The organism is Mesorhizobium sp. B2-4-13 (genome assembly GCF_006658535.1).
In the GTDB taxonomy this organism is placed as follows: Bacteria; Pseudomonadota; Alphaproteobacteria; order Rhizobiales; family Rhizobiaceae; genus Mesorhizobium; species Mesorhizobium australicum.
This window is the reverse complement of the sequence record NZ_VFVB01000006.1, coordinates 1-24,639: the sequence shown is the minus strand read 5'-3', so window position 1 is coordinate 24,639 and position 24,639 is coordinate 1. Positions and strand designations below refer to the sequence as shown.

Genomic DNA, 24,639 nt, shown 5'->3' with positions numbered 1-24,639 from the left:
ATCGAGATTTTTAACCGCCTGCCCGGCAAAAGCCATGATCGCGACCGAGTCAGGCACGCATGACCACTTCAAAAATCGATTGCGACCAGATCGCGAACTTGAACAGGCGCAGCTGGCTCAAGGCGGCTGGGCTCAAGGCGGCTGGCCTGGCGGCCTTGCTTGGGCTTGCCGCCTGCAGCACCGTCTCGCTGCCGACAGGGCAAGGCGCCGGGGTTTCCTCCTCGGCAACCGGCACGCTGGCAAGCCTGCGTGCCACGGCCGGGCGCGACCCGCTGACCCCGGACGCGCAGTTGGAGCAAGCAGCATTGCAGCAGGCCGGCTACATGGCGCAGCGTGAAAACATGAGCCACACCACCGGCTGGGGCAAGGATTTCGCCTCGCGCATGAGGGACAATGGCGTACACGGTGCAGCGGCCGAGAACATCGCGGCCGGCCGCTTCGACCAACAGAAGCTGTTCGATATCTGGATGCATTCGCAGGGACACCGGCGCAACATACTCGATCCGGACTTCAGCCGCTTCGGACTTGCCTATGTCCGTGACGGCCGCGACCCCAACCTGCGCTACTGGTCGCTGGTGCTCGGCAGGTAGCAAAGACATCGCCGGCATCGGACATCCGCTGACGAGCAGCCGCTACATCAGTCCATATGAGCGGCAGGCGCGCCGCCGGCCGGCGCTGTTTTCGGCTTGCGCAGCAGGAAGACGAACGGGATGGCGGCCAGCGTCATGATCATCAGGATTTTGAAGTCGTTGACGTAGGAGATCATCATCGCCTGCAGATTGACCATGCGGTCGACCTGCGACAGTGCCGTCGGGTCGCCGCCGGCCGCCGCCGGCGAGACCGCCCAGAGATTGGGATTGAACGGGTTGATGAAGGTTGAAAGCTCGGCGTGGTTGATCTGCGTGTTGCGCACCAGCAGCACGGTCACGACCGACACGCCGATCGACGAGCCAAGATTTCGCACCAGGCTGAACAGCGAGGTTGCATCGGTGCGGTAGCGGGCGTCGAGCGTGGCGAAGGCAACCGTCGACAGCGGCACGAACACCATTCCCATGCCCAGGCCCTGGATCACACCGGAACTGAGGATCAGCCAGTTATCCATCTGCGGGGTGAAGCTTGCCATGGTGTAGAGCGACTGCGCGGTCAGGAGGAAACCGATGACGACGAGAATCCTGGCATCGACCTTGCCCATGATGCGCCCGACGACGAGCATCGAAATCATGGTGCCGACACCGCGCGGCCCGATGACGATGCCGATGGTGACCGTCGGATAGCCGAAGATGGTCGACAGCATCGGCGGCAGCAGCGACATCGAGGCCAGGATCAGCACGCCCATGACGAAGATGAACGCCAGCCCGGTGACGAAATTGCGATCGAGGAAAATCTTCGGATCGATGAAAGGATGTTCCGATGTCATCGTGTGGATGATGAACACCCAGAAGCCGGTGAGCGAAAGACCGAGCTCGATCCAGATCTCGACCGAGGAAAACCAGTCGACCTCGCCACCGCGATCGAGCATCAGCTGCAGGGCGCCGACGCCGAGCGATATCATGGCAAAGCCGAAGAAATCGAAGCTGCGCACCCGCCGGGCGACCGCCGGCAGATAGGCCGCCATGCCAAGAAAGGCGACGATGCCGACCGGCAGGTTGATGAAGAACACCCAGCGCCAGTTGAAATTCTCGGTCAGCCAGCCGCCGAGCGTGGGGCCGAGGATCGGTCCCAGCATGATGCCGGCGCCCCATATGGCCATCGCCTGACCATGGCGCTCCTTGGGGTTGATGTCGAGCAGGAAGGTCTGCGACAGCGGCACGATCGCGGCGCCGAACACACCTTGCATCAGCCGGAAAAGCACGATGGTTTCCAGGCTCCACGCCAGGCCGCACAACATCGAGAAGATGGTGAAGCCGACCACCGCCGTCAGGAACAGCTCCTTGCGGCCGAAACGGTCGGCGAGCCAGCCGGTGACAGGCGTCATGATGGCGGCGGCGACGATGTAGGAGGTCAGCACCCAGTTGATGTTGTCGGGCGAGGCGCCGAGATCGCCGGTCATGGTCGGCAGCGCGACGTTGGCGATGGTGGTGTCGAGCGCCTGCATGACCGTCGCCAGCATGAGCGCGACCGTGATCAGGCCACGATGCGGCACTTCTTTGAATGGTTCGGACGTGCTCATGGCGCAGAACTTCCAGAAGGTAACAGAAACGTGTACAACGGGTTTCCGGGCGGCAAAGCCTTCCGTTGAGAGACCTTCGTCGCGGTGGGACGCGATTATCGATGTGGGGGTTACATCGACTGAAAGTCTCTGATGAGCGGATGCCTGCCGCCCGGAAACCTGAGGACCGACAGGTCCGTGTCGAAGATTTCAGATTTTGGACGGCTGCCACGCGGCTCGGCCCAAACGCTGATCCTCCCACCCCTCCCGTCAGACCAATCCTTCAACTCGCATTCACCTCCCCGCGGGCTTCTGCCTACTTCGCGGGCTCGCCGGCCGTAGCGCGACCGAAGATCGACGGCCAGCCACGCGCGACGCCCGTATCGACCGTAACCGAGGCGCTCATGCCGGTGCGCAGCGCCATCTTGGCGTCGGGGTCGGTCAGTTCCAGGCGCACCGGGATGCGCTGGGTGACCTTGACCCAGTTGCCGGTGGCGTTCTGGGCGGGCAGCAGCGAGAAGTCCGCGCCGGTGCCGGCACCGATAGCCCTGACCGTCGCCTTGAAGGTCCTGCCCGGATAGGTATCGACCACGATCTCCGCCTTCTGGCCCGGCTTCATGTTGGTCAGTTGGGTTTCCTTGAAATTGGCGTCGACCCAGGTGTCGCCGGTCTCGACCAGCGCGAACAACGGTGTGCCGGAGCCGACATACTGGCCGACCTTGAAGGACGCGGCTTGATAGACGACACCATCGGCAGGCGCCTTCACGGTGGTCTGCTCCAGATCATAGGCAGCCTTGTCGCGCGCCGCGAGCGCCGACATCACCGTCGGATGCTTGTCGGTTTCGATGTCGGGGTTGCCGCCGAGTGCCGCCTTGGCGCTGATGATGCCTTGCTCGGCAACAGCCAGTTGCTGCCTGGCTTTGTCGAGATCGTTCTTGGCCTGATCCAGCGATGACTTGGCGTTGATGCCCTTCTGGGCAAGATCGGCGGCGCGATCGAATTGCGACTGCGCATAGTCGACCTCGCTGGCAGCGGACTTCTGCTGCGACTGCGCCTGGCTATAGGCCGCGCGCAACTGCTCGACATTGAGGCGCGCGGTAGCGACCGCGGCGTCCGCCTGGGCGAGCGCGATCCGGTAGGGCTCGGGGTCGATGGCGAACAGGAGATCGCCCTGCTTGACCGTCTGGTTGTCCGATATGGCGACCTGGACGATACGACCGGCCGTGTCAGAGGCGATCGACACCTTGGCCTGCTGCAGATTGGCGTTTTCCGTTTCCTGGTAGCGGCCGCCCGTCACCCAGACATAGCCGCCGCCGATGATCAATGCCGCCGGCAAGGCGAACATCAAGAAGAAGCGGCCGATGCGGCGCTTCTTCTTCGGCGCCGGCGCGGGTTGCACGGGAGGAGCGACCGCGACCGGGGCTGATGCCGGCTTGACCGGCGCTTCCATCTCCACCTTGGGAGCGTTTTCTTCTACCTTGGCTACTGCGTTCATGCTGCCGCACCTTCCGCACTCTTGATCTTTTCAAGCGACGAAGCTTCGCTGTCCGTCAGATTTTGTACGATTACATCCAGCGCCCGGATCAGGACGCGCCGGTCTTCCGTCGAAACGCCGCTGAGCGATTCCTCATAGACCTCGCCAGCAAGGCTCTTGACGTCCGCATAGGCCGCATTCGCCTTCTCGGTCGGGAAGATCATGCGCACACGCCGGTCGGTCGCGTCGGAGCGACGTTCGATCCAGCCGCCCTCCTCCATCCGGTCGACCAGGCGTGAAACGCTGATCGGCTCGATTTCGAGCAGTTCGGCGAGCCGCGCCTGTGCAACGCCCGCCTCCTTGGCAACGCGGACCAGAAGCCGCCATTGCGCCGAAGATAGGCCGAGCCCGCTGGCGCGCGCCTCGAAGCGCTTGCGCATCAGGCGTTGCACGTCGTGGATCAAAAATCCCAATCTATCGATGCCATCTGAAACCATGAGCGATACATATAATAAGCGTGCTTACTATTCAAGATGCCACTTCGGTATGAAAGCCGGCAAATGCGTATGGCGGACCTGCAACTCGATCCTGGTTAGCGCCGGGTGAACGCCGCACCCGTCCGCACCAACGCCTGAAAGGCATGGATGCCTTTGTCAAAGGCGGTTTCGGACAACCATGGTAACGACGAAGAACGCGCCGAGCGAGCTGGTGATGATGCCGATCGGCAGTTCCTGCGGCGGCAGCAAGGTCCGGGCCAGAAGATCGCTTGCCAGAAGGAGCACAGCCCCGAACAGCGCGCTGCTTGCGATCAGGCGCAGATGCAAGGGACCGGCCAGCGGCCGCGACAGATGCGGGATCATCAGTCCGACAAAGCCGATGACGCCGGCAACCGAGACGAGGATTGCCGTCGAGAAGGCGGCCACGAGGAATGTCGACCTGCGCATGCGCGCCACCGGCACGCCAAGACTTTCGGCAGCGCTTTCACCAGCCAGGAAGGCGTCCAGCCTGCGATGATTCCATAGCCCGTAGGCCGCGATGGTGCCGGCGCCGACCGCGGCCAGCCATACATTGTCCCAGCGCGCCAGCCCGAGCCCGCCCATGGTCCAGAACAGCACTGAATGGGCCGCACGCTGGTCGCCGGCAAAGACCAGATAATTGGTCAGGGCCGTGAACATGAAAGAGACGGCAAGGCCGGCGAGGATCAGCCGTTCCGGCCCTTGCCCCCTCACCCGCGCGACCAGCAAAAGCACGATGGAGGCGGCGAGTATGCCGCCGGTGAACGCAGCCACCGGCAAGGTCCAGATGCCGAAGCTGTCGCCAAAGATGGTGATGACGGAAACCGCGCCGGCAGCGGCTCCCGACGACAGTCCGAACAGGAAGGGGTCGGCAAGATCGTTGCGGGTCACCGTCTGCAAAAGCGCGCCGACGATACCGAGCCCGCCGCCGACACAGATCGCCAGGATCGTGCGCGGCAGCCGCAGGTCGACGACGATCTTGCCGACCGGGCCCGATATCTCAGGCTCGTCCAGCCCGACGGCACGGCCAAGTGCCGCGACGACATCGGTCAGAGGTATCAGCGTCGAGCCATAAGCGATCGACAGCAGCGCGAGAGCGACGAGCGCCACCGCACCCGCCGTCATGACCAGCGCGAAGGTCTTGTGTCCGGAAAGCGCGCCGGGTTTGTGCTCTCGGGCAGGATCCATCAGAACGCTTCCGGATGCATCGCCCTGGCGATCTTGCCGATGGCTTCGATGTTGGCCGGTCCTGGCGTCAGCTCGGCATAACGAAGTGCGACGAAGCACTCGTTCCTGACCGCGTCCGTCTCTTTCATCGCCGGGTGCGCCTTGAGGAACTCGAGCAATTTCCTGTAGCCGCCACCGTCCTGATAATCGAGCAGGATGAGGAATTGCGGATTGCGTGCCGCCACCGTCTCCCAATCCGTGTTGCCCCAACTCGTATCCATGTCGGCCATGACGTTGTCGCCGCCGGCTGCCGATATCATGGCGTTGGGGATGGCGAACTTTCCCGCGGTAAACGGTTTGTCCTCGCCGGAATCGTACAGGAACACCCGTGTTCCCTTGACGCTGCCGACCTTGGCGGTGATGTCGGCGAGTTGCGCTTTCCAGCCGGAGACGAGCGTCTTCGCTTCTGCCTCCTTACCGAAGATCTTGCCCAGCTTTTCGACGTCGCCATAGAGCAGGTCCATGGAGGCGGCCGGGCGGCTCTTGTCAAGATGGACGCAGCTTTCGGTCAGCACCAGCGTCTTGATGCCGTGCGGCGCGAGCGTGTCGGGGGTCACGTCACCGCCGGGCTTCATGCCGTAGTACCAGCCGGCGAAGAAGAAGTCGGGCTCGACGGCGACGAGATTCTCCAGCGTCGGATATTTCGGCGCCAGTTCGGGAATTGACCCCTGTTCGGCCTTGAATTCGGGGCCGACCTTGTACCATCCGGTGATACCCGTCAGGCCGACGATCGAGGGCTGCAGCTTAAGCGCGAAGGCCATCTCGGCCATGTTGAGATCATGGATGACGGCCCGCTTCGGCGGCGCGTCGAAGGTCAGTGGCTTGCCGCAGCTGTCGACCGTCACGGGGAAGGCAAAGGCCGTCGAGGCCAGCAGCGAGAAGACGAGGGACAAGGCAAGGCGTTTCACGGATTGCTCCTTGGTTGAGCTGTGTCGGATGGAGGGCAGGTTTGATCAGGACGGTGGTGCGGCGCGGTTCGGATGATCGAACACCGTCAGCTCGCGGTCTTCGGTGGGATGGCGCAGGCGAAACACGTCGACGCCGAAAATCTCGCGGATCAGCTGCTGCGTCAGCGCCTCGTGCGGCGGCGCCAGTGCCAGCAGCCGGGCCTCGTTCATCACCGCGACCCTGGTCGCGAACGGTGCCACCAGCGTCAGGTCGTGCAGCACCGCGATCACGGTCATGCCGAAGCCGGCCACCAGGTCGAGCAGTTCCGCGCGAGCGCGCGGGTCGAGGTGGTTGGTCGGCTCGTCGAGGAACAGGATTTTAGGCTGCTGCGCGATGGCGCGTGCAAGCTGGGCACGCTGGCGTTCACCACCAGACAGCGAACCAATCGTGCGGCCAAGCAGCGGCAGGAGACCGGTCCGGCGCAGCGCCTCCACGACAATGTCGCGTTCCTCGCCGCGGCGCCTCAGGCCGGCGTGCGGGACGCGGCCAAGCTCGACATAGTCGATCACCGCGAGCCGTGGATCCGGCTGATCGGTCTGGCCCACGACGGCGATATGCAGGGCTCGCTCGGCGGGCGAAATCCTGTCCAGGCGCCGCCCGCCGAGCTTCACCTCTCCGAAGCTCGGCCGAAGCATGCCGGACAGCATGCGCAGCAGCGTGGTCTTGCCGGCGCCGTTGGGGCCGATGATGGCAAGACGGTCGCCTGATGCCACCGAAAGGCTGACCGCATGGACCAGGTGCCGGCCATTCGCCATCGCACCCAGGCCGCGGGTCTCGAGAAGCGGCGTCGTCATCGACTGCCATCCGCCAGCGTGCCGGGTCCAGGGATGCGGGCCAGCGTCTTGCCGGCCAGGCGCGGAGGACGTTGTCCGGAATTGCACCAGCCGTCGGCAAGCGAAGCGTAGAGCCTGGCAAATCGCACCAGATCGGCAACGTCGGCCTGCGCGTCGATCGACCCGAAGAGATAGGCTGCCTTGCCTAACGCCTGGAAAGCCACCGCCAAGGGGCGCGCGCAACCCGCCATGCAAGCCACGCCCTCGACCGCGAAACCATGCGCCACGCCAGGCTCGTGATGAGCCGAGAGGCGGGAGCGCAATTCGGCGCACAAATCTTCGCCCGACCTGACGCCGGTCCCCCTCTCGCGGCAAAGGGTGCACACGATGATCTGGTGTTTAGGCTCGGGGTGTATACGATCGATTGCGCCGTCCAACGTCCCGTCACTTTCAAAACTGGCGACGGAAGGATGTTGGCCGATCGGCCGACAAGACCGATGTCCACGTTTCCTCCCGGCACACCCCGTCCGGTCAACTCAGTGATGGCAGGTCTCCTGGCTCACGGGTCTGCGCGCAATCCTGCCTTCCCAGCCTTGCCGGCCAGTGGCATTCCGGATCTTGCTCGCCGTTTACAGTTGCGGGGGCAGCCGCGGCCTCGACCCAAAATCGGTCTCACCGCGTTCCCTTTTCACCCCTCGCCTTTCGGCTTGGGGACCATCACGAGTCGCAGCCTAGGCCGCGCGCGGCGGCGAGGCAAGGCGGCAGTCTCTGTTCTGTTATAACAATACAGACATATGGTCAATCGCTGTCGCGCGCGACCAGTTCCAGCGGCCAGACCTCCCTTATGGTCTGCGGCCCCGTGGGCCCGGCGAAAGCGGGCAGCGAGGCGAGCAGGATTTCGCCGAGCCGCCGTCCCATCGGCTCCAATGCCGGGCGGAAAGCGGTCAGCGCCGGGGAGAAATAGCGGCAGAGCGGCGTATCGACGATGACCATCACCGCGATGCCCTGACCGGGCATGATCCCCATCTCGGCAAGCGCCTTGCAGCCGCCGAGCGCCATCGCGTCATTGTTGAAGATGATCGCTGTCGGCGGATCCTTCGAGCGCATGATTTGCGGCGTCACCGCGTAGCCGCCGGCTTCGTTGATGAAGCCGTCGGCTATCAGCTCGGGATCGATGTCGATGCCGTGCCGCCGCAGCGCCTTGCGATAGCCATCAAGAAACAGATAGCCGAAGTTGAGGTCGAGCGACGGCCGGATGGCTGCGATGCGGCGGTGGCCGCGTGCAACAAGGCGGTCGACTGCGTCGGCGCCCGCCTTCTCGAAATCGAGGTCGAGCGAGGGATAGGTCTCGTCACCGGACTGGCTTCGGCCGAGCGTCGCAAAGGGAAAGCCGACCCTGCTGAGATAGTCGATGCGATCGTCCTCACGCCGGGTCCAGGCCAGCAGCACGGCATCGGCGCGGCGTGTCTCGACGACCCGTCGCAGGCGCTCCTGCTGATAATCGGCGGGCGCGCCCATGACGATGATCAGGTCGAGCCCGTGCTCGGCCAGCGCCGCTTGCAGCCCGCTCAGGAAAGGAATGAAAAACGGCTCGCCATATTGCTGATCGCCCGGGTGGGGCTGCAGCATGAACGCGACGGCATGGGTGGTGCCCCGGCGCAGGTTCCTGCCCGACTGGTTGGGTGAATAGTTGAGTAGGCGGGCCGCATCGAGCACGCGCTGCCGCGTCTCGGCATTGACATCGGCGCGCCCATTGAGCGCGCGCGACACCGTGCCGATCGAAATATTCAAATGACGCGCAAGATCGTGAATGCTGGATGCCAAGACCAATCCCCTTCCGTTCCCGCTAACATTAGCGGACCTCGCGGCCAAGGCCACTCAGACGAACGGCCCACAAATCCGGTTGACATTCTACGCCTTCGGGTGTGTCATCGTAAACGTTTACGGAAAGGCCGTGAATGCCAACCGGGAGGGGTTGGCGGAGGAGCGCCGGATGCTGCACGTCGTCCTGGTCGGGTGCGGAGCCATGAGCAAAACGTGGCTCGAGGCCGCCCGTCAGTCCCCTGAAATCAGGATTGCCGGTCTCGTCGACCTCGACGCCGACAGGGCACGCCAGCGAGCCCGCGAATACGACCTTGCCGGGGCCGCGATCGGCACCGATCTCGACGTCATTCTGGATCAGACCAAAGCCGATGCGGTGTTCGACGTGGTCGTTCCGGCCGCCCGCCGCGAGGTGGCCAATTCGGCCTTTGCCCATCACTGTCACCTGCTGACGGAAAAGCCCCTCGCCGACAGTCCGGCCAACGCCCGCGCCATCGTCGACGCCGCGCGGCGCGCCGGCCGCGTCCACGCCGTCGTTCAGAACCGCCGTTATGTCGCCAATGTCCGGCGCATCCGCCGCTTTCTGGATTCAGGCGCCATCGGCGCGCCGACCAGCATCCACGCGGATTTTTTCGTCGCGCCGCACTTTGGCGGTTTCCGCGAAGAGATGCGTCACGTGCTGTTGCTCGACATGGCGATCCACACCTTCGATGCCGCTCGCTACATGGTCAATGGCGAACCGGCCGATGTCTATTGCCAGGAATGGGAGCCGGCCAATTCCTGGTATCGGCAAGGGTCGTCGGCAAGCGCCACTTTCGGGCTCGGCCGAAACAGGATGTTCACCTATCGGGGCAGCTGGTGCGCCGACGGCTTTCGCACCAGTTGGGAGGGCAGCTGGCGTATCGTCGGTGAGCGCGGCAGCCTGATCTGGGACGGCCATGACGAGGTGAAGGCGGAAGTCGTGCTGCCGGAGCGCGAAGGCCTGATCGACAAGGTCGGGCTGGTGACGGTGCCTCCCCTCGATCCGTCCGACCGTATCGGCGGGCATCTCGGCGTCATTGCCGACTTCGTGCAAGCCGTGGAAACCGGCACCGAGCCGGAGACACGGGGCTCGGACAACATCAAGAGCCTGGCCATGGTCTTCGCGGCGATCGAGAGCGCCGAGACCGGTCGTCGCGTGAACATCGCATCGCAGGAAGGATGACCATGCCGAACCCGCTTCTCGACATCAGGATCGGCACCATGGTGCGGGCCAATCTCGAAGACCCGGCCGCCTATATCAGGCAAATCCTGCCGCTCGGCTTCGAGAGCATCCAGCCCTTTTTCTGGCAGACGCTCGGCGGCAAGGATCTGCCGCGGCTCGCCGGAGAGATTGAAGAGGCGATCGGCGGTGCCGACGTGACCGTCAGTTCGATCGGCGTGTTCGGCAATCCGCTCGAGAGCGGCGACACCGACCGCGGCGTGCTCGAGGCCTGGAAAACGGTGATCGACAACGCCCATCTGTTCGGCACCACGCTGGTCAGCGGCTTCACCGGCCGCATCCGCGGGAAACCGCTGACCGACAGCCTGCCGCGCTATCGCGAGGTCTGGGGCGAACTGGCCAGACGCGCCGCCGACAAGGGCGTGCGCATCGCCTTCGAGAATTGCGCCATGGACGGCAATTGGGCCGGCGGGGACTGGAACATCGCCCACAATCCGGATGCCTGGGAGCTGATGTTCAACGAATTGCCCAACGACAATCTCGGTCTCGAATGGGAGCCCTGCCACCAACTCGTCTACCTGATCGATCCGATGCCGCAGATCCGCAAATGGGCGCATCGCATCTTTCATGTCCACGGCAAGGACGCCACGGTGCGCTGGGACGTCATCCGCGAGAACGGCGTGTTCGGCCGCCTGCCTTTCGTGCAGATGCGCACGCCCGGCTTCGGCGACAGCGACTGGACCCGGGTGATCAGTGAACTGAGGCTGGCCGGGTACAAGGGCGCCATCGACATCGAAGGCTGGCACGACCCGGTCTATCGCGGCGACCTCGAGATCACGGGGCAGGCACGCGCCCTGGAGTATCTCAAACTATGCCGGGGAGGTGCGAGCTACCTGCCAAATCCGGCGTGAGGATCGGTCGGCGGGAGGAGCCGGCCGCAAGTGGCATCGCCAAAGCAATCGTTCAAAGGCCCCTCGGCTGACGAGGAAAACAATGGGAGGAACGTGCATGAGCATCGCGATCAGGACGACAATTCTGCGCACGACCGTCGTGGCGGCGGCCACGGCGCTTACCGCCGCAATCTTCACCTTGCCGGCGCAGGCGCTCGACGCCCAATGGTGCAAGGACGTCCACATCCGCTTCTTCGTCGGCGGCGCCGAGGGCGACGCCTTCGGCACCATCGTCTACAATGGCGCCAAGCAGGCGGCGGCCGATCTCGGCCCCAAGGTCGACTACATCTTCTCCCAGTGGGACGCGGAGAAGATGGTGCAGCAATTGCGCGAAGCGGTCGCGGTCAAGCCCCAGGGCATCGCCATGATGGGCCATCCGGGCGACGCCGCGATCATGCCGCTCGCCGACGAGGCGCATAAGGAGGGCATCAAGATGATGTACCAGAACGTCCCGGTGCCGAAGGTGACGGCGGCGTTCGGTGGCGGCTATATCGGCGCGCAGCAGGAACAGCAGGGCCGCGCACTTGGCGCCGAAGCGTTCAAGCTCGGTAAGCTGAAGGCCGGCGACAAGGCGATCATGATCGGCCCGTTCGAGAACGAGAGCCGCGGCGCACGCGAGCGCGGCACGGTGGCGGCCTTGAAGGAGGCGGGCGTCGAAGTCATCCAGCTGTCGTCGCCGCCGAGCGGCGAATGGGCTTCCGACCCCAATCTGGCGATACCGGTGCTTACGGCAGCGCTGCTCAACAATCCTGATGTCAAGGCCGTCGGCTATCCCGGCGGACAGATGCTCGGCAATGTCGCCACCTACATGCAGGCAGCTGGCAGAAAGCCTGGCGACATCTTCAACTTCGGCTTCGACACCAGCCCGCAGATCGTCGAGGGCTTCAAGGGCGGCTGGGTACAATTGACGGCCGACCAGCAGCCATTCCTGCAGGGCTATCTGCCGATCCTCAGCCTGTGCCAGCAGGTGGTGCTGGGTCTGGCCCCTATGAATGTCGACACCGGCGCCGGTTTCGTCACGCCCGAAAATTACGAGATCGTCGCAGAACTCGCCAAGCAGGCGCTGCGCTGACCTCCCAAGCCGCCGGCCGGGATCAGGCCCCGGCCGGCGGGGCCGCTGGCGAGAAGGCTGGCGCCAGACAATCAAGCGAGGATGCGATGGCCGAACGTCTCATAGAACTGCGCGATATCGCTAAGTCCTACGGCCATGTCTACGCACTTGGCGGGGTCAATCTCAGCGTCGATCGCGGCGAGGTGGTCGGCCTCATCGGCGACAACGGCGCCGGCAAGTCGACGCTGATCAAGATCCTCTCCGGTGTGGTCAAGCCGACCAGCGGCGAGATTCTCATCCGCGGCAAGCCGGTGACCGGATGGAATGCGGCACGTTCGCGCGAGGCCGGCATCGAAACGGTGTTCCAGGACCGGGCACTGGCCGTGCAGCAGACGATCGTCCGCAACATCTTCATGGGCCGCGAACTCACCGGCCCTTTCGGCTGGCTGAAGGTCGGCAAGGAAATCGAGGAAGCGAGCCGGCTGATGCGCGAGATCGGCTTCACCTCGAAAGTGTTCACGCCGCATTCGATCGTCGGCCAGCTTTCGGGCGGTGAACGCCAGGGCGTGGCGATCGCGCGCGCCATCTACAAGCAGGCGGAACTGATCGTCCTCGACGAGCCGACGACGGCGCTGTCTCTGACCGAGACCGCCAAGGTCTTCCATTTCGTGCGCCAGGTGCGGGCGAGCGGCCGCTCGATCCTGTTCATCGGCCATAACATCCATCATGTCTTCGACATCGCCGATCGCTTCGTGGTGCTGGATCGCGGCAAGGTCGCGCTCACCGCCGATCGCAGCGAGGTCAAGTCGGCCGAAGACCTCATCAACTTCATGGAAGACGTCGCGCATCCGGGCGGGTTGGCCGGGCTGCAAGACACCGGCGACGCGGAGCAGAGAGCACGATGAGCAAGACCATGGAGCCCGATCTGCACGAGCCGTCGGCCGGCATTTCCCGCCAAGGCAGTTCCCAGAACGAGTGGAAGCACCCGTCCGATCACTGGATGCGCGGCTTCATCCTTGACAACCGCGCGTCGCTTGGCACGCTCGGCGTGTTCGTCGTCATGATGGCGGTCTTCGTGATCGCCAACCCGACGGTCTTCACAACCTGGTATCTCTACAGCGCCGTGCTCACCACGCTTCCCGTGGCGCTGTTCGTGGTCGTGCCGCTGGTCTTCGTCGTCACCTGCGGCGAGATCGACCTGTCGTTTCCGGCGACGATGGGTTTTGCCTCCTGGGTCTTCGCGCTGGTGGTGCAGGCGGGCTACGATCCGTTCCTCGGCATTGCGGCGGCGCTGGTCACCGGCACGCTGCTCGGCTTCCTCGTCGGGTCGCTGGTGGTCTATGGCGGGCTGTCGTCGCTGATCGCCACGCTCGGCATGAATTTCCTGCTGCGCGGCCTGATCCAGATCATCAATGAGGGCAGATCGACTTCGCTGACCAGCCTTGCCGACAGCTGGGCCTACAGGATCTTCTCCAGTCAGGTCCTGGGCATTCCGGTGCAGATCTTCTGGGCCATCGCCTTCGTCGTCCTTTCGGCGATGCTATATAACCGCCACCGCTTCGGCGCGCAGGTGAAGGTTGTCGGTGACAATCCCGACAGTGCCCAGCAGATGGGCATCGACGTCAAGCGCGTGCGGGTGAAAGTGTTCGTCTTCGTCAGCATCGGGGCCGCGATCGCCGGCACGTTTTCGGTAATGATCAACTTCACCTGGTGGCCAACCGCCGGCGACGGTTATCTCTTGCCGGTGCTGGCCTCGGTGTTCGTCGGCGGCACGCCGACCTGGGGTGGCATCGGCACAGTGGCCGGCGGCGCGATCGGCGCCGTCACGGTGTCGTTCATCCAAACCGGCGTCGTGGCGGCTGGGCTCAGCGGCTTCTACGTCCAGTTCTTCAACGGGCTGATCATCATCCTTTCGCTGCTTGGCCACAAATGGAATCAGGCGCGCTACCGCTGAACCAGTCGGCCGTTCAACGGCGATTTGCCGGTCATCCGAGCCAACGATAGACGACGGGCCGCGCGGACGACACCGCGCGGGCCCGATCGCCTATTTGCGCGATGCGCAATTTCGATCAAGCTGGCCGGGCAACGAGGCGCCAGAGTGAGGACGCCACATGCGAGGAACACATGAACCCGACCGAGAAGGCGCTATGGTTTGTCGAAAGCCACCTGCCGGAGGCTGTTACGCTCGACGACGTTGCCCAAAGCAGCGGCGTGTCGCGCTTTCATGTGACGCGCGCCTTCGGCGCCGCCACCGGCCGCTCCGTCATGGGTTATATGCGCTCGCGCCGGCTGACCGAGGCGGCACGGAGGCTCGCCGGCGGGGCGCCCGACATCCTGTGCGTCGCGCTCGACGCCGGCTACCACTCGCATGAGGCATTCACCCGGGCCTTCCGCGACCAGTTCGGCACCACGCCGGAACTGGTGCGCGCGCAAGGTTCGACTGAGACCCTCGACCTCGTGGAGCCCATCCTGATGGACAATTCGCTTTTGACCACACTTGAACCACCGCGCTTCGAGACCAGCCGGCCATTCCTCATCGCCGGACTGGGCGAGCGCTACAGTTGTGAGTCCAGCGCCGGCATTCCAATGCAATGGCAGCGCTTCGCTCCCCATATCGGCCACATCCCCGGGCAAGTGGCCGGCGTTTTCTACGGCGTCTGCCTCAATGGCGACGATGCCGGCAATTTCGATTATGTCGTCGGCGTCGAGGTGCGCGACTTCGCCGATCTGCCGAAGGAGTTCCAACGGGTGCGGGTGCCGGCGCAGAGATACGCCGTTTTCACGCATCGCGAACACATCTCGACCATCCGGCGAACGATCAATACGATCTGGAACAGCTGGCTGCCGGCATCCGGCCATGAGGTTGCCGATGCGCCGGAATTCGAGCGCTACGGGCCTGAATTCGATGCCCACACCGGCAATGGCGGGCTGGAGATCTGGGTGCCCGTCAAGGCATGACGCGCTGCTACAGCTCCAGTTCCCAGTTCTGGCCGACCAGATCCTTGCCGAAGGAATGGTGAGGCTCTTCCTCGATCAGCCTGAAACCGGCCGTCTGGTAGATGTGCCGGGCGGCGGTCAGAATGTCGTTGGTCCATAGGGTCAGCGTCCTGTACCCTCTGGCGCGGGCAAAGCCGATGCATTCCTCGACCAGGCGCTTGCCGATGCCGAGGCCCCGCGCCGAAGGTTCGACATAGAGCAGCCTGAGCTTGGCCACCTGATCCGACTTGCGCACGACGAAGACCGAGCCGACGACCTCGCCTTCGCGCTCGGCGATCCAGCCGCGCTCCCATTTCGGATCGTAGGATTTTACGAACGCCGCGAGGATTTCGGCGACCAGCGCCTCATAGGTTTCGTCCCAGCCATAATCCTGCGCGTAGAGCATGCCTTGCCGGCGGATGATCCAGCCAATGTCGCCGACCTGCGGCGGCCGCAGCAGATAAGGGATTTTGGGCTCGGCATCGTCATCCAGCAGACGCTGCACCGTGCGCATGGACTTGACCAGACGCTCCTGTTCCGACGCAGGCAGACGATCGAGCAGCGCCGCGACCTGGTCGTGCGAACCCTGGTTCAGCGGCGCGAAGGCGTTCCTGCCCGCCGGCGTCAGCGCGATCGACGATTGCCGAGCGTCCGAAGCCAGCGTGGCCCTGGAGATGAGGTGAAGGCGCTCGAACTTCTTCAGCAAACGGCTGACATAGCCGGCGTCGAGACCGAGATCGCGCCCGAGATCGGTCGCGGTCAGTCCGTCACGATGCGCCAGTTCGTAGAGCACGCGTGCCTCGGTCAGCGAGAAGGCGCTCTTCAGCAGCCCTTCATCGAGCAGTCCGATCTGGCGGGTGTAGAAGCGGTTGAACGCCCGCACCGCATCGATCAGGCCCTTGTTGGGCGCAGCCTTGTCTGGCTGATGGCGGATTGTCATTCGAGTCATCTCCTGCTGGCACAGGATCGATCATTTACTTGACGGAGTCAACTATCAACGAAGGCGCCCGAGATGCTTACATCATCGGCAACACCGGCCAGCGGTCGACGATCCTGCCACCGGAAAGCACCGCGATCGGTCCGAAGTGCTGCAGCACGGCCTCGCTCTGCGTGGGCCGCAGGAACGCATAGTCACCGGGCCTGACGACGGCCTGGGCGGGCAGACCCATGAATTGCTGGTTGGAAGACAGGCCAAGCAGGCCGTTTGTCGTCATGCGTTCGGGAAACACCGGTTCGGCCATCCACTTGCCGCCATAGAGATAGCAGCCCTTGCGCGGAAACCGGCCCAGCGCCTGCAGCAGGCGCGAGACCGCCGGCGGGCCAGGCAGCATCGGCTCGACCACTTTCAGGATTGGCGTCGCGATGAAGGCCGCCGGCTGGAAGCCCTCAAGGCCGGGCGTGTCGAAATCGACGGGCAGCACGAAGGCCGAGCCCATCGACACTTCATTGGCAATGCCGCCATGATGAAGCAGCGCGGTCTTGCTGCCGCCAATGTTCAGGACATGGCGCTGGTCGGCGCCGAGGCGCGCGACGAAAGCGGCGGCCTGTTCGGAGGCTTGCGCCAACGCCTTGGCCGGTCCACCGAACAGGCCGGGTATGTGCGGCGCATGCGCCTCATAGGCCATGACGCCTTCGCAGCGCAGCCCTTTGTGGGTAGGCAGCGCATTCAGCGCCCGCGACAGGGCCGCCGGTTCGGCAAAGCCGCCGCGATGCAGTCCGACATCGATTTCGAAAGCGATGCGCAATTCGGCGCCGAGTTCGTCGGCGAGCGCGCCATATTCCGCCAGTCTCTCCTGTGTATCGATCAGCCAGCAGACCCGCGACCAAGCCACGTCGCCTCTGCAAAGCACCGCCCTGGCCGCGCCAACCGGCATCGGTTTGCCGTACAGCAGATCCGCATCCGGGAACGCCTTCAGCACCGCCTCGGTGATCGGCGGATGGAAGGTCATGAGGCGGTGGGTTCCAAGCGCCTTGCCGATATGGGAGAGCAGCGGCAGGCAAGCGAGCGACTTGTCGACCAAACGGACGGCAAGACTGGGGTCAAGCCGCTTCTTCACCAGGGCAATGTTGCCATCCAGCCGATCGAGGTCGAGCAGCAGGCAGGGTTGGAAAATGCCCGCCTCTCTCAGCGCATCCGAAAGCGTGGCGAAATACGCCTTCATGGCTGGATGCCGAAAGAACTGGGTTCGATGCCGAACAGGTCGGCCATATAGGGTGAGACGAAGCGGTTTTGCGGATCGATGTCGCGGCGCACCGCCATCGCATCGTCCCAGCGCGGATAGAGCTTTTTCAGGTCGGCCGCTTTCAGGCTGTGCATCTTGCCCCAGTGCGGCCTGCCGCCATATCCGCGGAAGATCGGCTCGGCCGCGCGCATGAACGGCAACGGATCGTTCGCCGCGTCATGGTGAATGGCGATGGAACAGGTGAGCCTTTTGTGGAAAGGCGAGAGCCAGAATTCGTCCGATGCCACCGACCGCACTTCCATCGGAAAATAAACTTCCGGAAAATGCTTCTCGGTCAGTTCGATGATCTCGGCCAGCGCCTTCGGCCCCTCCTCGAACGGAAGGTGATATTCCATTTCGTTGAACCTGGTCTGCCGGTCGCTGGCATAGACGTTGAGCCAGTCCTGCACGTAATCCTCGGCCGGCACCTTGGCGACCGCGCCCAGGATCAGCCTGCGGCGCAGCGACGGCAGCCAGGCAAGCCCGGTGCGCAGGCGGCGCAGCGTGCGCAGCGAGCCCTCGTCATCGTCGGTGGGGCGCGGGGTGGTCGCCTCGGTGCTGAAGTCGCTGGCGATGAACTGCGCGTAGCCTGAAAATGGGATGTAGTAGAATTCGGCCGACCGGTGCTCGCTCATCATCTTTTCGAAATCGCGCAGCATGTCGGCTATCGGCAGCACCCATTTGCGGCGCCGCAGCCGGTAGGTCGCGATGTTGTTCAACGTCACTTCGCTAAGCACACCGAAGGCGCCAAGCGCAACGCCGACCGCATGGATCGTTTCCTGATCCCCTTCCCGCTTGAAGTCGCGGACCTTGCCAAGCCCGTCGACGATCTGCACCGTTTCCAGCTGTGTGTGATAGGCGCCCAGCGTGGGCCCCGAGCCATGGGTGGCCGTGCCCAACGCGCCGCCTATCGCCTGGCGGTCGATGTCGCCCATATTGGGCAGGCCCTGGCCGATGCCTTGCAGCATGTGCATGAGCGGACCAAGCCGCGTCCCCGCCCGCACGCACGCCTGATGTTTTTTCGCGTCATGCGCGACCAGCCCTTCCAGCTTCTCCAGCGACAGGATGGTGCCTTGGGACTTCACCAATGGCGTGAAGGAGTGACCGGCGCCGACGACGCGGACCGGGCCGGGTGCGGTGCGAATGAGATCGCCGAGTTCGCCGGCATCGGCCGGACTGGCAAGCAGCCGCGGCTCGGCGGTGACAAAGCCGGACCAGTTGCTCCAGCTGTTCGACATGGGGCTCACGCAATCGCGCGGCGACGCCGCGCCGCCAGGACAAACAGGCCGAGCAACGCCACGCTGGCGACAGCACTTGCGGCGGCGAACTCGGGAACCGGGCGAAACTCCTTGCCGTCGATGAGCAGCGACGCCGCGACCGGTCCGATCGCCAGGCCGAAAAGCTGGGCGGCCGGCACCAGCAGCACGGCGGTGCGGGTCTCGTCGGCGGTGATCGCCAGCCGGATCTGGTAGGGCACGATGAACAGCAGGATAAAACCCATGATCAGGGCGACGACCCAGAACATCGTGAGGCCGGGCCCGCTGGCAAGCACGAGCGAGGCGACAAGCGCGGCGAGGCCGATCGCCGCGATGGCAAGGCGATAGTCGATGCGCGCCTCGAACACGGTCGCCGTCATCGCGCCCAGCACCTGCGCCGCGAGGCTGGCCGAGACGATCAGCCCGACGGTGCGGTCATCGATGCCGAATTGGGCGCCAAGCGGCTCCAGAAAGGCCCATACGGCGCCGAAGAACATGAAGTAGCAGAAGACCGACAACAGCGCGGTGATCGAGGGAACCGTCAGCACATTGGCGAGGTTTTCGTCCTTCGGCAGATCGGCATAATCGGCAGGGACAGCAAAGGCGACCACCAGCGACGCGACGCAGACGACGGCAAGAACGAGGAAGCCGCCAGCCGACCCGGCGGCTGGAATGACATAGAGCGCCAGCACCAGGGCAAGTGCGCATTGCGCCAGGGTCTGCATGGTGACGAAATAGCCGCCGATGCGTTCGGCGCGCCGCGAACGGGCAATCAGTTCGGTGGCGACCGCGACAAGGCCGCCTTCGGCAAGGCCGGCCAGCGCGCGGGCCGCCATCAGCGTGTGGGCGCCGGCGGCATAGGCGGTCCACACATTGGCCAGCGCCAAGAGCTGCAGGAGGACGGCACTTTTCCACCGCATGTTGTGGGCGGAAAGCAGCATCGCGACGATCGCCGAACCGATGGCGATGGCGATCATCTCGGCGGTGGCGACCAGCGCCAGTTCGTCGCCGCTGACATGGCCCTCGGTATAGAGGGCGCCGAGCAGGACGGGCTGCAGACCGAGAATGAGCAGGCCGACCGACCCGATCCACAGGGCCGAGGCGAGCTGCCCGCCGCTGGGATTGCCGACCAGCCAGTCGCCTTCGCCCTGAAGATCAGCGCTTGTCGAAGCCATAGGCGCCTCCCAACGTCCTTGCCGCACAGCAAAAAAGCTGACAGTCTGTCAGCATTCCAGAAACTGATACTTGATCATATTTCTTGTCAACCGGAATTTGGGAACTCGTGCGAAAGATCGGTGCATGACGCAAGCAAGTCGAACGATCACCGAGCCCAGGCGCAGGCCCAAGCAGGAGCGCAGCCGCGAGCGCATCGACGCCATCCTGTCGACCACCATGCGGCTGATCGGCGAGAAAGGCATCGACGCCGTCACCATGAAGGAGGTCGGCATGCTGGCGGGCGGGCCGATCGCCACCGTCTACCACTACTTCCCCAACAAGTCGGCGATCCTGGCGATGCTCTATGAGCGGTTCTCGGAGGTCAGCCGGTCGCGATTGACGGCGATCGTCGCCGATGTCCGCGAAGCCAAGGACGTCATCGCCGCGTCCGACCGGCTGCTTGACGACTACCTCAGCCGGGTCGCCGGCGATCCGGCCATCCAGGATCTGCAGAACGCCATCCAGGCCGACAAGGCGCTCAAGAACCTCGACATCGCCGAAACCCGGCATCAGGCCAAGATGTTCTGCGACCACGTCATCGCCTTGCTCGAGCCGGAAAAGCACGAGCAATTCGAACGCATGGTTCTGCTGATCTTCCAGCTCGCCGGCGGCGTTGTGCGCCTGGCGCTTGCGCAAGGCGAAGTGGAAAGCCGCCGGACCATCGAGGATTACCGATCGATCATCCACACCCAGTTGCGGCTGTTTCTTTAGCGACCGGCAACCGGGGACCTATCTCGCCCGGCGGATGAGGCCTTCGAAACCATCGGCCAGGTCGGAAGCGCCGGCCGCGAACATCTTCACCAGGTTCTGCGGGCGGCCGGGCGTCTTGTTGGCATCGAGGAGAACAGCCCTGCCCTCATGCATGACGAAATCGAATTTCCCATAGTCGAAGCCGAGTTCACGCCGCCGTTCGCGCAGTTCGTCGGGAACAGCGGCGGGCTCGCGCCGGATCGTTTCCGATGCCTTGACCAGGCTGTTTGGCGAGACGTAGCGGGTGCAGCGCTCGCGCTCTCCGCAAAACACCCAGAAGCGCACCGCAAAGCCGTCAGGTTCTTTTTCCGGGATGAACTTTTCCACGACCAGATCATCGCGATCGAGGACGCCATCGGGAACGTCGTCCCGGGATTGGTAGACCTCGTAGGACGGCATGGCTGGCACGTGCGCAAAGGATGCCGGTTGGCCGGCACGCCTCGACCGCCGATTGAGCCGTGTCTCCGGAATGCCCTGGTTGTTGAGATTGCTTTTGACGATGACCGGGCCCAGCCAGCCGTCGCCCTCGGCCAGAAGCGCTCCGCTTACCCGCCGTTTCGATATGTCGGCGGCCCCGACATTGAGGCATAAGGGAAAACGCCGCGCATAGTCGAGATAATCTGCCGGCGTCGTTGTCGCATCGACGTGCAGAACCGCGACATCGGCGCTGGATTGTACGGAGAGGCCAGGCTGAATCCGGACCGAATGGCCCCGCCTCTTCAGGTCCTCCAGAATATCGAAAAGCATGTAACGGCTATTCCGGCGCAGCAGAAGGCCGCCGCGACCGAGGAACCGGTCATGCTCATGCGTTATGACAATGATGCGCGCCACCAGCTAACCCCTTGGCTTCCATCCCCACTTCCATTAAGCGGCTCTAATCAATCAATGCCAGACTTTCCTGGGCTCCAACGGGTCTGCATGACGAATCATTGGGATAGTTATCATCGGCACTGGAAGCTCCTGGACGCCCCGCTCCGGCCGACGCCGGAAACCGTCGGCATATTCGAGCGCGAACTCGATCTCGGAAATGCCGATGTCCTTCTGCTTGGGGTGACACCTGAACTGGCGGTTCTAGGCAGATCGATGCTGGCGATCGATCAATCGGCTGCCATGATTTCCGGCGTATGGGCCGGCGACAACATCTCGCGAAGGGCGATGGCCGGCAACTGGCTTGACCTCCCGGTCGAGCGGGAATGTTTCGACGCGGTCATCGGCGACGGCTGCCTGTCGGCGGTCGACACCAAGGCCGCGCGCGGTTCGCTGTTCGGTGAAATCGCAAGGGTGCTAAAGCCTGGCCGGCGTGCGGCGATCCGCGTGTTCGCTCGGCCGGAAACCGCGGATGACCTGCGCGGCATCGAAGCTCTGGTCCTGGCCGGCGGAATCGAGAATTTCCACGCGCTCAAATGGCGGATAGCCATGGCGTGCACGACCGGCGACTGCGACAGCAGCGTCGATGTGCAAGCAATCCGTGCGGCATTCGACAAGCTGTTTCCGAATCGGGAGGCCCTTGCCGCATGCACCGGATGGAGCATGGCATCCATCAACACGATCGACGTCTATGCGGGCTCCGAAACGAAGTACAGCTTCGCGACGCTGGCCATGCTGGAGGATGAGGCGCGCGGTTGGTTCGACCAGGTGCGCGTCGTGCCAAGCGGCAGTTATCCCCTGGCGGAACGTTGTCCGCTCCTGGTGCTCGGTTCGGCCAAGCTTCGATAAGTCATCGCCATCCTACCAAGAGGCGCTCCGCGCGCCTTGACTCTGGCAGGTCGGCGGCCTATTTCAGCGCCACGTTAGCACTCGCCTTTGGTGAGTGCTAACTATGTGTCCGGCGCCGCCGGACGGAGGAACTGTTTCTCACCGTTCTCATCGAGGAAGAAAAAATGGCAAAGTCGAAGTTCCGCCCGCTTCATGACCGCGTGGTCGTTCGCCGGGTCGAATCCGAATCCAAGACCGCTGGCGGGATCATCATCCCGGATACGGCGAAGGAAAAGCCGCAGGAAGGCGAGATCATCGCCGTCGGCTCCGGCGCTCGTGACGAAGCTGGCAAGCTGGTCCCGCTGGACGTCAAGGCCGGCGACCGCATCCTGTTCGGCAAGTGGTCGGGCACCGAAGTCAAGCTCAATGGCGAAGACCTTCTGATCATGAAGGAATCCGACATCATGGGCATCATCGGCTGATTATCGGCCTCACCCTCAACTTGAATTTTTCGGGCTCTATCCGAGCCCCTGCCAGGAGCTAAAACATGGCTGCCAAAGACGTAAAATTCTCTCGCGATGCCCGTGAGCGCATGCTGCGCGGCGTCAACATCCTCGCCGACGCGGTGAAGGTCACGCTCGGTCCCAAGGGCCGCAACGTCGTCATCGACAAGTCGTTCGGCGCCCCGCGCATCACCAAGGACGGCGTCACCGTCGCCAAGGAAATCGAGCTTGAAGATAAGTTCGAGAACATGGGCGCGCAGATGGTCCGCGAAGTTGCTTCGAAGACCAACGACATCGCCGGCGACGGCACCACGACCGCGACCGTTTTGGCGCAGTCGATCGTCCAGGAAGGCCACAAGTCGGTTGCGGCCGGCATGAACCCGATGGACCTGAAGCGCGGCATCGATCTGGCCGTCACCGAAGTGGTCGCTGCTCTCGGCAAGGCCGCCAAGAAGATCAAGACCTCCGAGGAAGTTGCCCAGGTCGGCACGATCTCGGCCAATGGCGACGAGTCGGTCGGCAAGATGATCGCGGAAGCGATGCAGAAGGTCGGCAACGAAGGCGTCATCACGGTTGAGGAAGCCAAGACCGCCGAGACCGAACTCGAAGTCGTCGAAGGCATGCAGTTCGACCGCGGCTATCTCTCGCCCTACTTCGTGACCAACGCCGACAAGATGGTTGCCGAGCTGGAGGACGTCTACATCCTCCTGCACGAGAAGAAGCTCTCCAACCTGCAGGCGATGCTGCCGGTCCTCGAAGCCGTCGTGCAGACCTCGAAGCCGCTGCTCATCATCTCGGAAGACGTCGAAGGCGAGGCGCTCGCCACGCTGGTCGTCAACAAGCTGCGTGGTGGCCTGAAGATCGCCGCCGTCAAGGCGCCGGGCTTCGGTGATCGCCGCAAGGCCATGCTGGAAGACATCGCCATCCTGACCGGTGGCCAGGTCATTTCGGAAGACCTCGGCATCAAGCTCGAGAATGTCGGCCTCAACATGCTCGGCCGCGCCAAGAAGGTGTCGATCTCCAAGGAGAACACCACCATCGTCGACGGCGCCGGCAAGAAAGCCGAGATCCAGGGCCGCGTCGCCCAGATCAAGCAGCAGATCGAGGAGACCACCTCGGACTACGACAAGGAGAAGCTGCAGGAACGTCTGGCGAAGCTCGCCGGCGGCGTTGCGGTGATCCGCGTCGGCGGTGCGACGGAAGTCGAAGTCAAGGAAAAGAAGGACCGCGTCGATGACGCCCTCAACGCGACCCGCGCGGCCGTGGAAGAAGGCATCGTTGCTGGCGGTGGCGTCGCCCTGCTGCGCGCTTCGGCCAACATCAAGGTGACCGGCGTCAACGCCGACCAGGCCGCCGGCATCAACATCGTGCGTCGTGCGCTGCAGGCTCCGGCCCGCCAGATCGCGGCCAACGCTGGTGCGGAAGCCTCGATCGTTGCCGGCAAGATCCTTGAGAACAAGGGCGCGACCTTCGGCTACAACGCCCAGACCGGCGAATATGGCGACATGATCGTCATGGGTATCGTCGATCCGGTCAAGGTCGTGCGCACGGCCCTCCAGGACGCGGCCTCGGTCGCCGGCCTGCTCGTCACCACCGAAGCCATGATCGCCGAAGCTCCGAAGAAGGATTCGGCTGGCGGCGGCATGCCTGGCGGCATGGGCGGCGGCGGCATGGGCGGCATGGGCGGCATGGACTTCTAAGAAGTCCATAAAGCACGCCCATGAATCCAAGTTGCTCAAGCCCGCAAGCGGGCTTGAGTGGCGGCATGGACTTCTAAGAAGTCCATAAAGCAAGCCCATGAATCCAAGTTGCTCAAGCCCGCAAGCGGGCTTGAGTGGCGGCATGGACTTCTAAGAAGTCCATAAAGCACGCCCATGAATCCAAGTTGCTCAAGCCCGCAAGCGGGCTTGAGT

At 63.9% G+C, this 24,639-nt stretch carries 24 protein-coding genes and 1 riboswitch; of the genes, 11 read left to right on the top strand and 13 right to left on the bottom strand.

Annotated elements, in window-relative coordinates; translation table 11 throughout:
* Positions 1 to 59: 59 nt before the first annotated feature.
* Positions 60 to 590 (top strand): CAP domain-containing protein, encoded by a 531-nt coding sequence (locus FJ936_RS17340; protein ID WP_181763147.1) that lies wholly within the window; start codon positions 60 to 62, stop codon positions 588 to 590.
* 47 nt (positions 591 to 637) lie between these two features.
* On the opposite strand, the gene FJ936_RS17335 is transcribed toward FJ936_RS17340, so the two are convergent.
* The 8 genes from FJ936_RS17335 to FJ936_RS17300 all read right to left on the bottom strand — a co-directional run bounded on the left by FJ936_RS17335 (position 638) and on the right by FJ936_RS17300 (position 8,910).
* Positions 638 to 2,170, bottom strand: coding sequence for a DHA2 family efflux MFS transporter permease subunit (locus tag FJ936_RS17335; protein WP_140617140.1), 1,533 nt, complete (start codon positions 2,168 to 2,170; stop codon positions 638 to 640).
* A gap of 295 nt (positions 2,171 to 2,465) precedes the next feature.
* Positions 2,466 to 3,644 (bottom strand): HlyD family secretion protein, encoded by a 1,179-nt coding sequence (locus FJ936_RS17330; protein WP_141906829.1) that lies wholly within the window; start codon positions 3,642 to 3,644, stop codon positions 2,466 to 2,468.
* The gene (locus tag FJ936_RS17325; RefSeq protein ID WP_141906828.1) at positions 3,641 to 4,120 is read right to left on the bottom strand and encodes a MarR family transcriptional regulator; all 480 of its coding nucleotides are present in this window, start codon (positions 4,118 to 4,120) and stop codon (positions 3,641 to 3,643) included. The genes FJ936_RS17330 and FJ936_RS17325 overlap by 4 nt, the downstream gene beginning before the upstream one ends.
* Positions 4,121 to 4,276: 156 nt before the next feature.
* On the bottom strand, positions 4,277 to 5,326 hold the full coding sequence (locus FJ936_RS17320) for an iron ABC transporter permease (RefSeq protein ID WP_246680490.1): 1,050 nt from the start codon (positions 5,324 to 5,326) through the stop codon (positions 4,277 to 4,279).
* The gene (locus tag FJ936_RS17315) at positions 5,326 to 6,273 is read right to left on the bottom strand and encodes an ABC transporter substrate-binding protein (RefSeq protein ID WP_141906827.1); all 948 of its coding nucleotides are present in this window, start codon (positions 6,271 to 6,273) and stop codon (positions 5,326 to 5,328) included. The genes FJ936_RS17320 and FJ936_RS17315 overlap by 1 nt, the downstream gene beginning before the upstream one ends.
* Positions 6,274 to 6,318: 45 nt before the next feature.
* Positions 6,319 to 7,107, bottom strand: a complete 789-nt coding sequence (locus FJ936_RS17310; protein ID WP_141906826.1) for an ABC transporter ATP-binding protein — start codon at positions 7,105 to 7,107, stop codon at positions 6,319 to 6,321.
* Positions 7,104 to 7,472: a DUF1636 family protein gene (locus tag FJ936_RS17305; RefSeq protein WP_246680489.1), complete on the bottom strand. Its 369-nt coding sequence runs from the start codon at positions 7,470 to 7,472 to the stop codon at positions 7,104 to 7,106. The genes FJ936_RS17310 and FJ936_RS17305 overlap by 4 nt, the downstream gene beginning before the upstream one ends.
* 140 nt (positions 7,473 to 7,612) lie before the next feature.
* A riboswitch (cobalamin riboswitch) is annotated at positions 7,613 to 7,820 on the bottom strand.
* Positions 7,821 to 7,884: 64 nt separating this feature from the next.
* Positions 7,885 to 8,910 (bottom strand): LacI family DNA-binding transcriptional regulator, encoded by a 1,026-nt coding sequence (locus tag FJ936_RS17300; RefSeq protein WP_141906825.1) that lies wholly within the window; start codon positions 8,908 to 8,910, stop codon positions 7,885 to 7,887.
* A 169-nt stretch (positions 8,911 to 9,079) separates the two neighbouring features.
* Here FJ936_RS17300 and FJ936_RS17295 point away from each other — a divergent pair, with 169 nt between their 5' ends.
* The 6 genes from FJ936_RS17295 (at position 9,080) to FJ936_RS17270 (ending at position 15,067) form a co-directional block, all read left to right on the top strand.
* Positions 9,080 to 10,111 (top strand): Gfo/Idh/MocA family oxidoreductase, encoded by a 1,032-nt coding sequence (locus FJ936_RS17295; protein WP_141906824.1) that lies wholly within the window; start codon positions 9,080 to 9,082, stop codon positions 10,109 to 10,111.
* A 2-nt stretch (positions 10,112 to 10,113) separates the two neighbouring features.
* Positions 10,114 to 11,019: a sugar phosphate isomerase/epimerase gene (locus FJ936_RS17290; protein ID WP_210245825.1), complete on the top strand. Its 906-nt coding sequence runs from the start codon at positions 10,114 to 10,116 to the stop codon at positions 11,017 to 11,019.
* A 97-nt stretch (positions 11,020 to 11,116) separates the two neighbouring features.
* Positions 11,117 to 12,130, top strand: coding sequence for a substrate-binding domain-containing protein (locus FJ936_RS17285; RefSeq protein ID WP_141906822.1), 1,014 nt, complete (start codon positions 11,117 to 11,119; stop codon positions 12,128 to 12,130).
* Between the two features lie 86 nt (positions 12,131 to 12,216).
* Positions 12,217 to 13,014 (top strand): ATP-binding cassette domain-containing protein, encoded by a 798-nt coding sequence (locus FJ936_RS17280; RefSeq protein ID WP_140793605.1) that lies wholly within the window; start codon positions 12,217 to 12,219, stop codon positions 13,012 to 13,014.
* Complete coding sequence (locus FJ936_RS17275; protein WP_140793607.1) at positions 13,011 to 14,063, top strand: ABC transporter permease; 1,053 nt, start codon at positions 13,011 to 13,013, stop codon at positions 14,061 to 14,063. Before FJ936_RS17280 ends, FJ936_RS17275 begins: the two co-directional genes overlap by 4 nt.
* A 170-nt stretch (positions 14,064 to 14,233) precedes the next feature.
* On the top strand, positions 14,234 to 15,067 hold the full coding sequence (locus tag FJ936_RS17270) for an AraC family transcriptional regulator (RefSeq protein WP_141906821.1): 834 nt from the start codon (positions 14,234 to 14,236) through the stop codon (positions 15,065 to 15,067).
* A gap of 7 nt (positions 15,068 to 15,074) precedes the next feature.
* Here the strand turns inward: FJ936_RS17270 and FJ936_RS17265 are convergent, their stop codons facing one another.
* The 4 genes from FJ936_RS17265 to FJ936_RS17250 all read right to left on the bottom strand — a co-directional run bounded on the left by FJ936_RS17265 (position 15,075) and on the right by FJ936_RS17250 (position 19,738).
* Entirely contained in the window at positions 15,075 to 16,025 is a 951-nt protein-coding gene (locus FJ936_RS17265; RefSeq protein ID WP_140793611.1) for a helix-turn-helix domain-containing GNAT family N-acetyltransferase, read from the bottom strand.
* A 76-nt stretch (positions 16,026 to 16,101) separates the two neighbouring features.
* On the bottom strand, positions 16,102 to 17,247 hold the full coding sequence (locus tag FJ936_RS17260; protein ID WP_140617149.1) for an alanine racemase: 1,146 nt from the start codon (positions 17,245 to 17,247) through the stop codon (positions 16,102 to 16,104).
* Positions 17,244 to 18,545 carry a D-arabinono-1,4-lactone oxidase gene (locus FJ936_RS17255; RefSeq protein ID WP_140793613.1) on the bottom strand — a complete coding sequence of 434 codons (1,302 nt, stop codon included), beginning with the start codon at positions 18,543 to 18,545 and terminating at the stop codon, positions 17,244 to 17,246. Before FJ936_RS17255 ends, FJ936_RS17260 begins: the two co-directional genes overlap by 4 nt.
* Positions 18,546 to 18,550: 5 nt before the next feature.
* Positions 18,551 to 19,738 carry an MFS transporter gene (locus tag FJ936_RS17250; protein ID WP_140793615.1) on the bottom strand — a complete coding sequence of 396 codons (1,188 nt, stop codon included), beginning with the start codon at positions 19,736 to 19,738 and terminating at the stop codon, positions 18,551 to 18,553.
* A 124-nt stretch (positions 19,739 to 19,862) separates the two neighbouring features.
* Here FJ936_RS17250 and FJ936_RS17245 point away from each other — a divergent pair, with 124 nt between their 5' ends.
* Positions 19,863 to 20,489: a TetR family transcriptional regulator gene (locus FJ936_RS17245; protein WP_140717615.1), complete on the top strand. Its 627-nt coding sequence runs from the start codon at positions 19,863 to 19,865 to the stop codon at positions 20,487 to 20,489.
* An 18-nt stretch (positions 20,490 to 20,507) separates the two neighbouring features.
* Here FJ936_RS17245 and FJ936_RS17240 read toward each other — a convergent pair whose 3' ends face one another.
* Positions 20,508 to 21,275 (bottom strand): hypothetical protein, encoded by a 768-nt coding sequence (locus tag FJ936_RS17240; RefSeq protein ID WP_246680488.1) that lies wholly within the window; start codon positions 21,273 to 21,275, stop codon positions 20,508 to 20,510.
* Here FJ936_RS17240 and FJ936_RS17235 point away from each other — a divergent pair.
* From FJ936_RS17235 to groL, 3 genes are all read left to right on the top strand, one after another.
* On the top strand, positions 21,234 to 22,244 hold the full coding sequence (locus tag FJ936_RS17235; protein WP_246680487.1) for a class I SAM-dependent methyltransferase: 1,011 nt from the start codon (positions 21,234 to 21,236) through the stop codon (positions 22,242 to 22,244). The genes FJ936_RS17240 and FJ936_RS17235 overlap by 42 nt on opposite strands.
* Before the next feature lie 164 nt (positions 22,245 to 22,408).
* Entirely contained in the window at positions 22,409 to 22,705 is a 297-nt protein-coding gene (gene groES, locus FJ936_RS17230) for a co-chaperone GroES (RefSeq protein ID WP_006203049.1), read from the top strand.
* Between the two features lie 65 nt (positions 22,706 to 22,770).
* The gene (gene groL / locus FJ936_RS17225; protein ID WP_015318388.1) at positions 22,771 to 24,426 is read left to right on the top strand and encodes a chaperonin GroEL; all 1,656 of its coding nucleotides are present in this window, start codon (positions 22,771 to 22,773) and stop codon (positions 24,424 to 24,426) included.
* Positions 24,427 to 24,639: the final 213 nt, after the last annotated feature.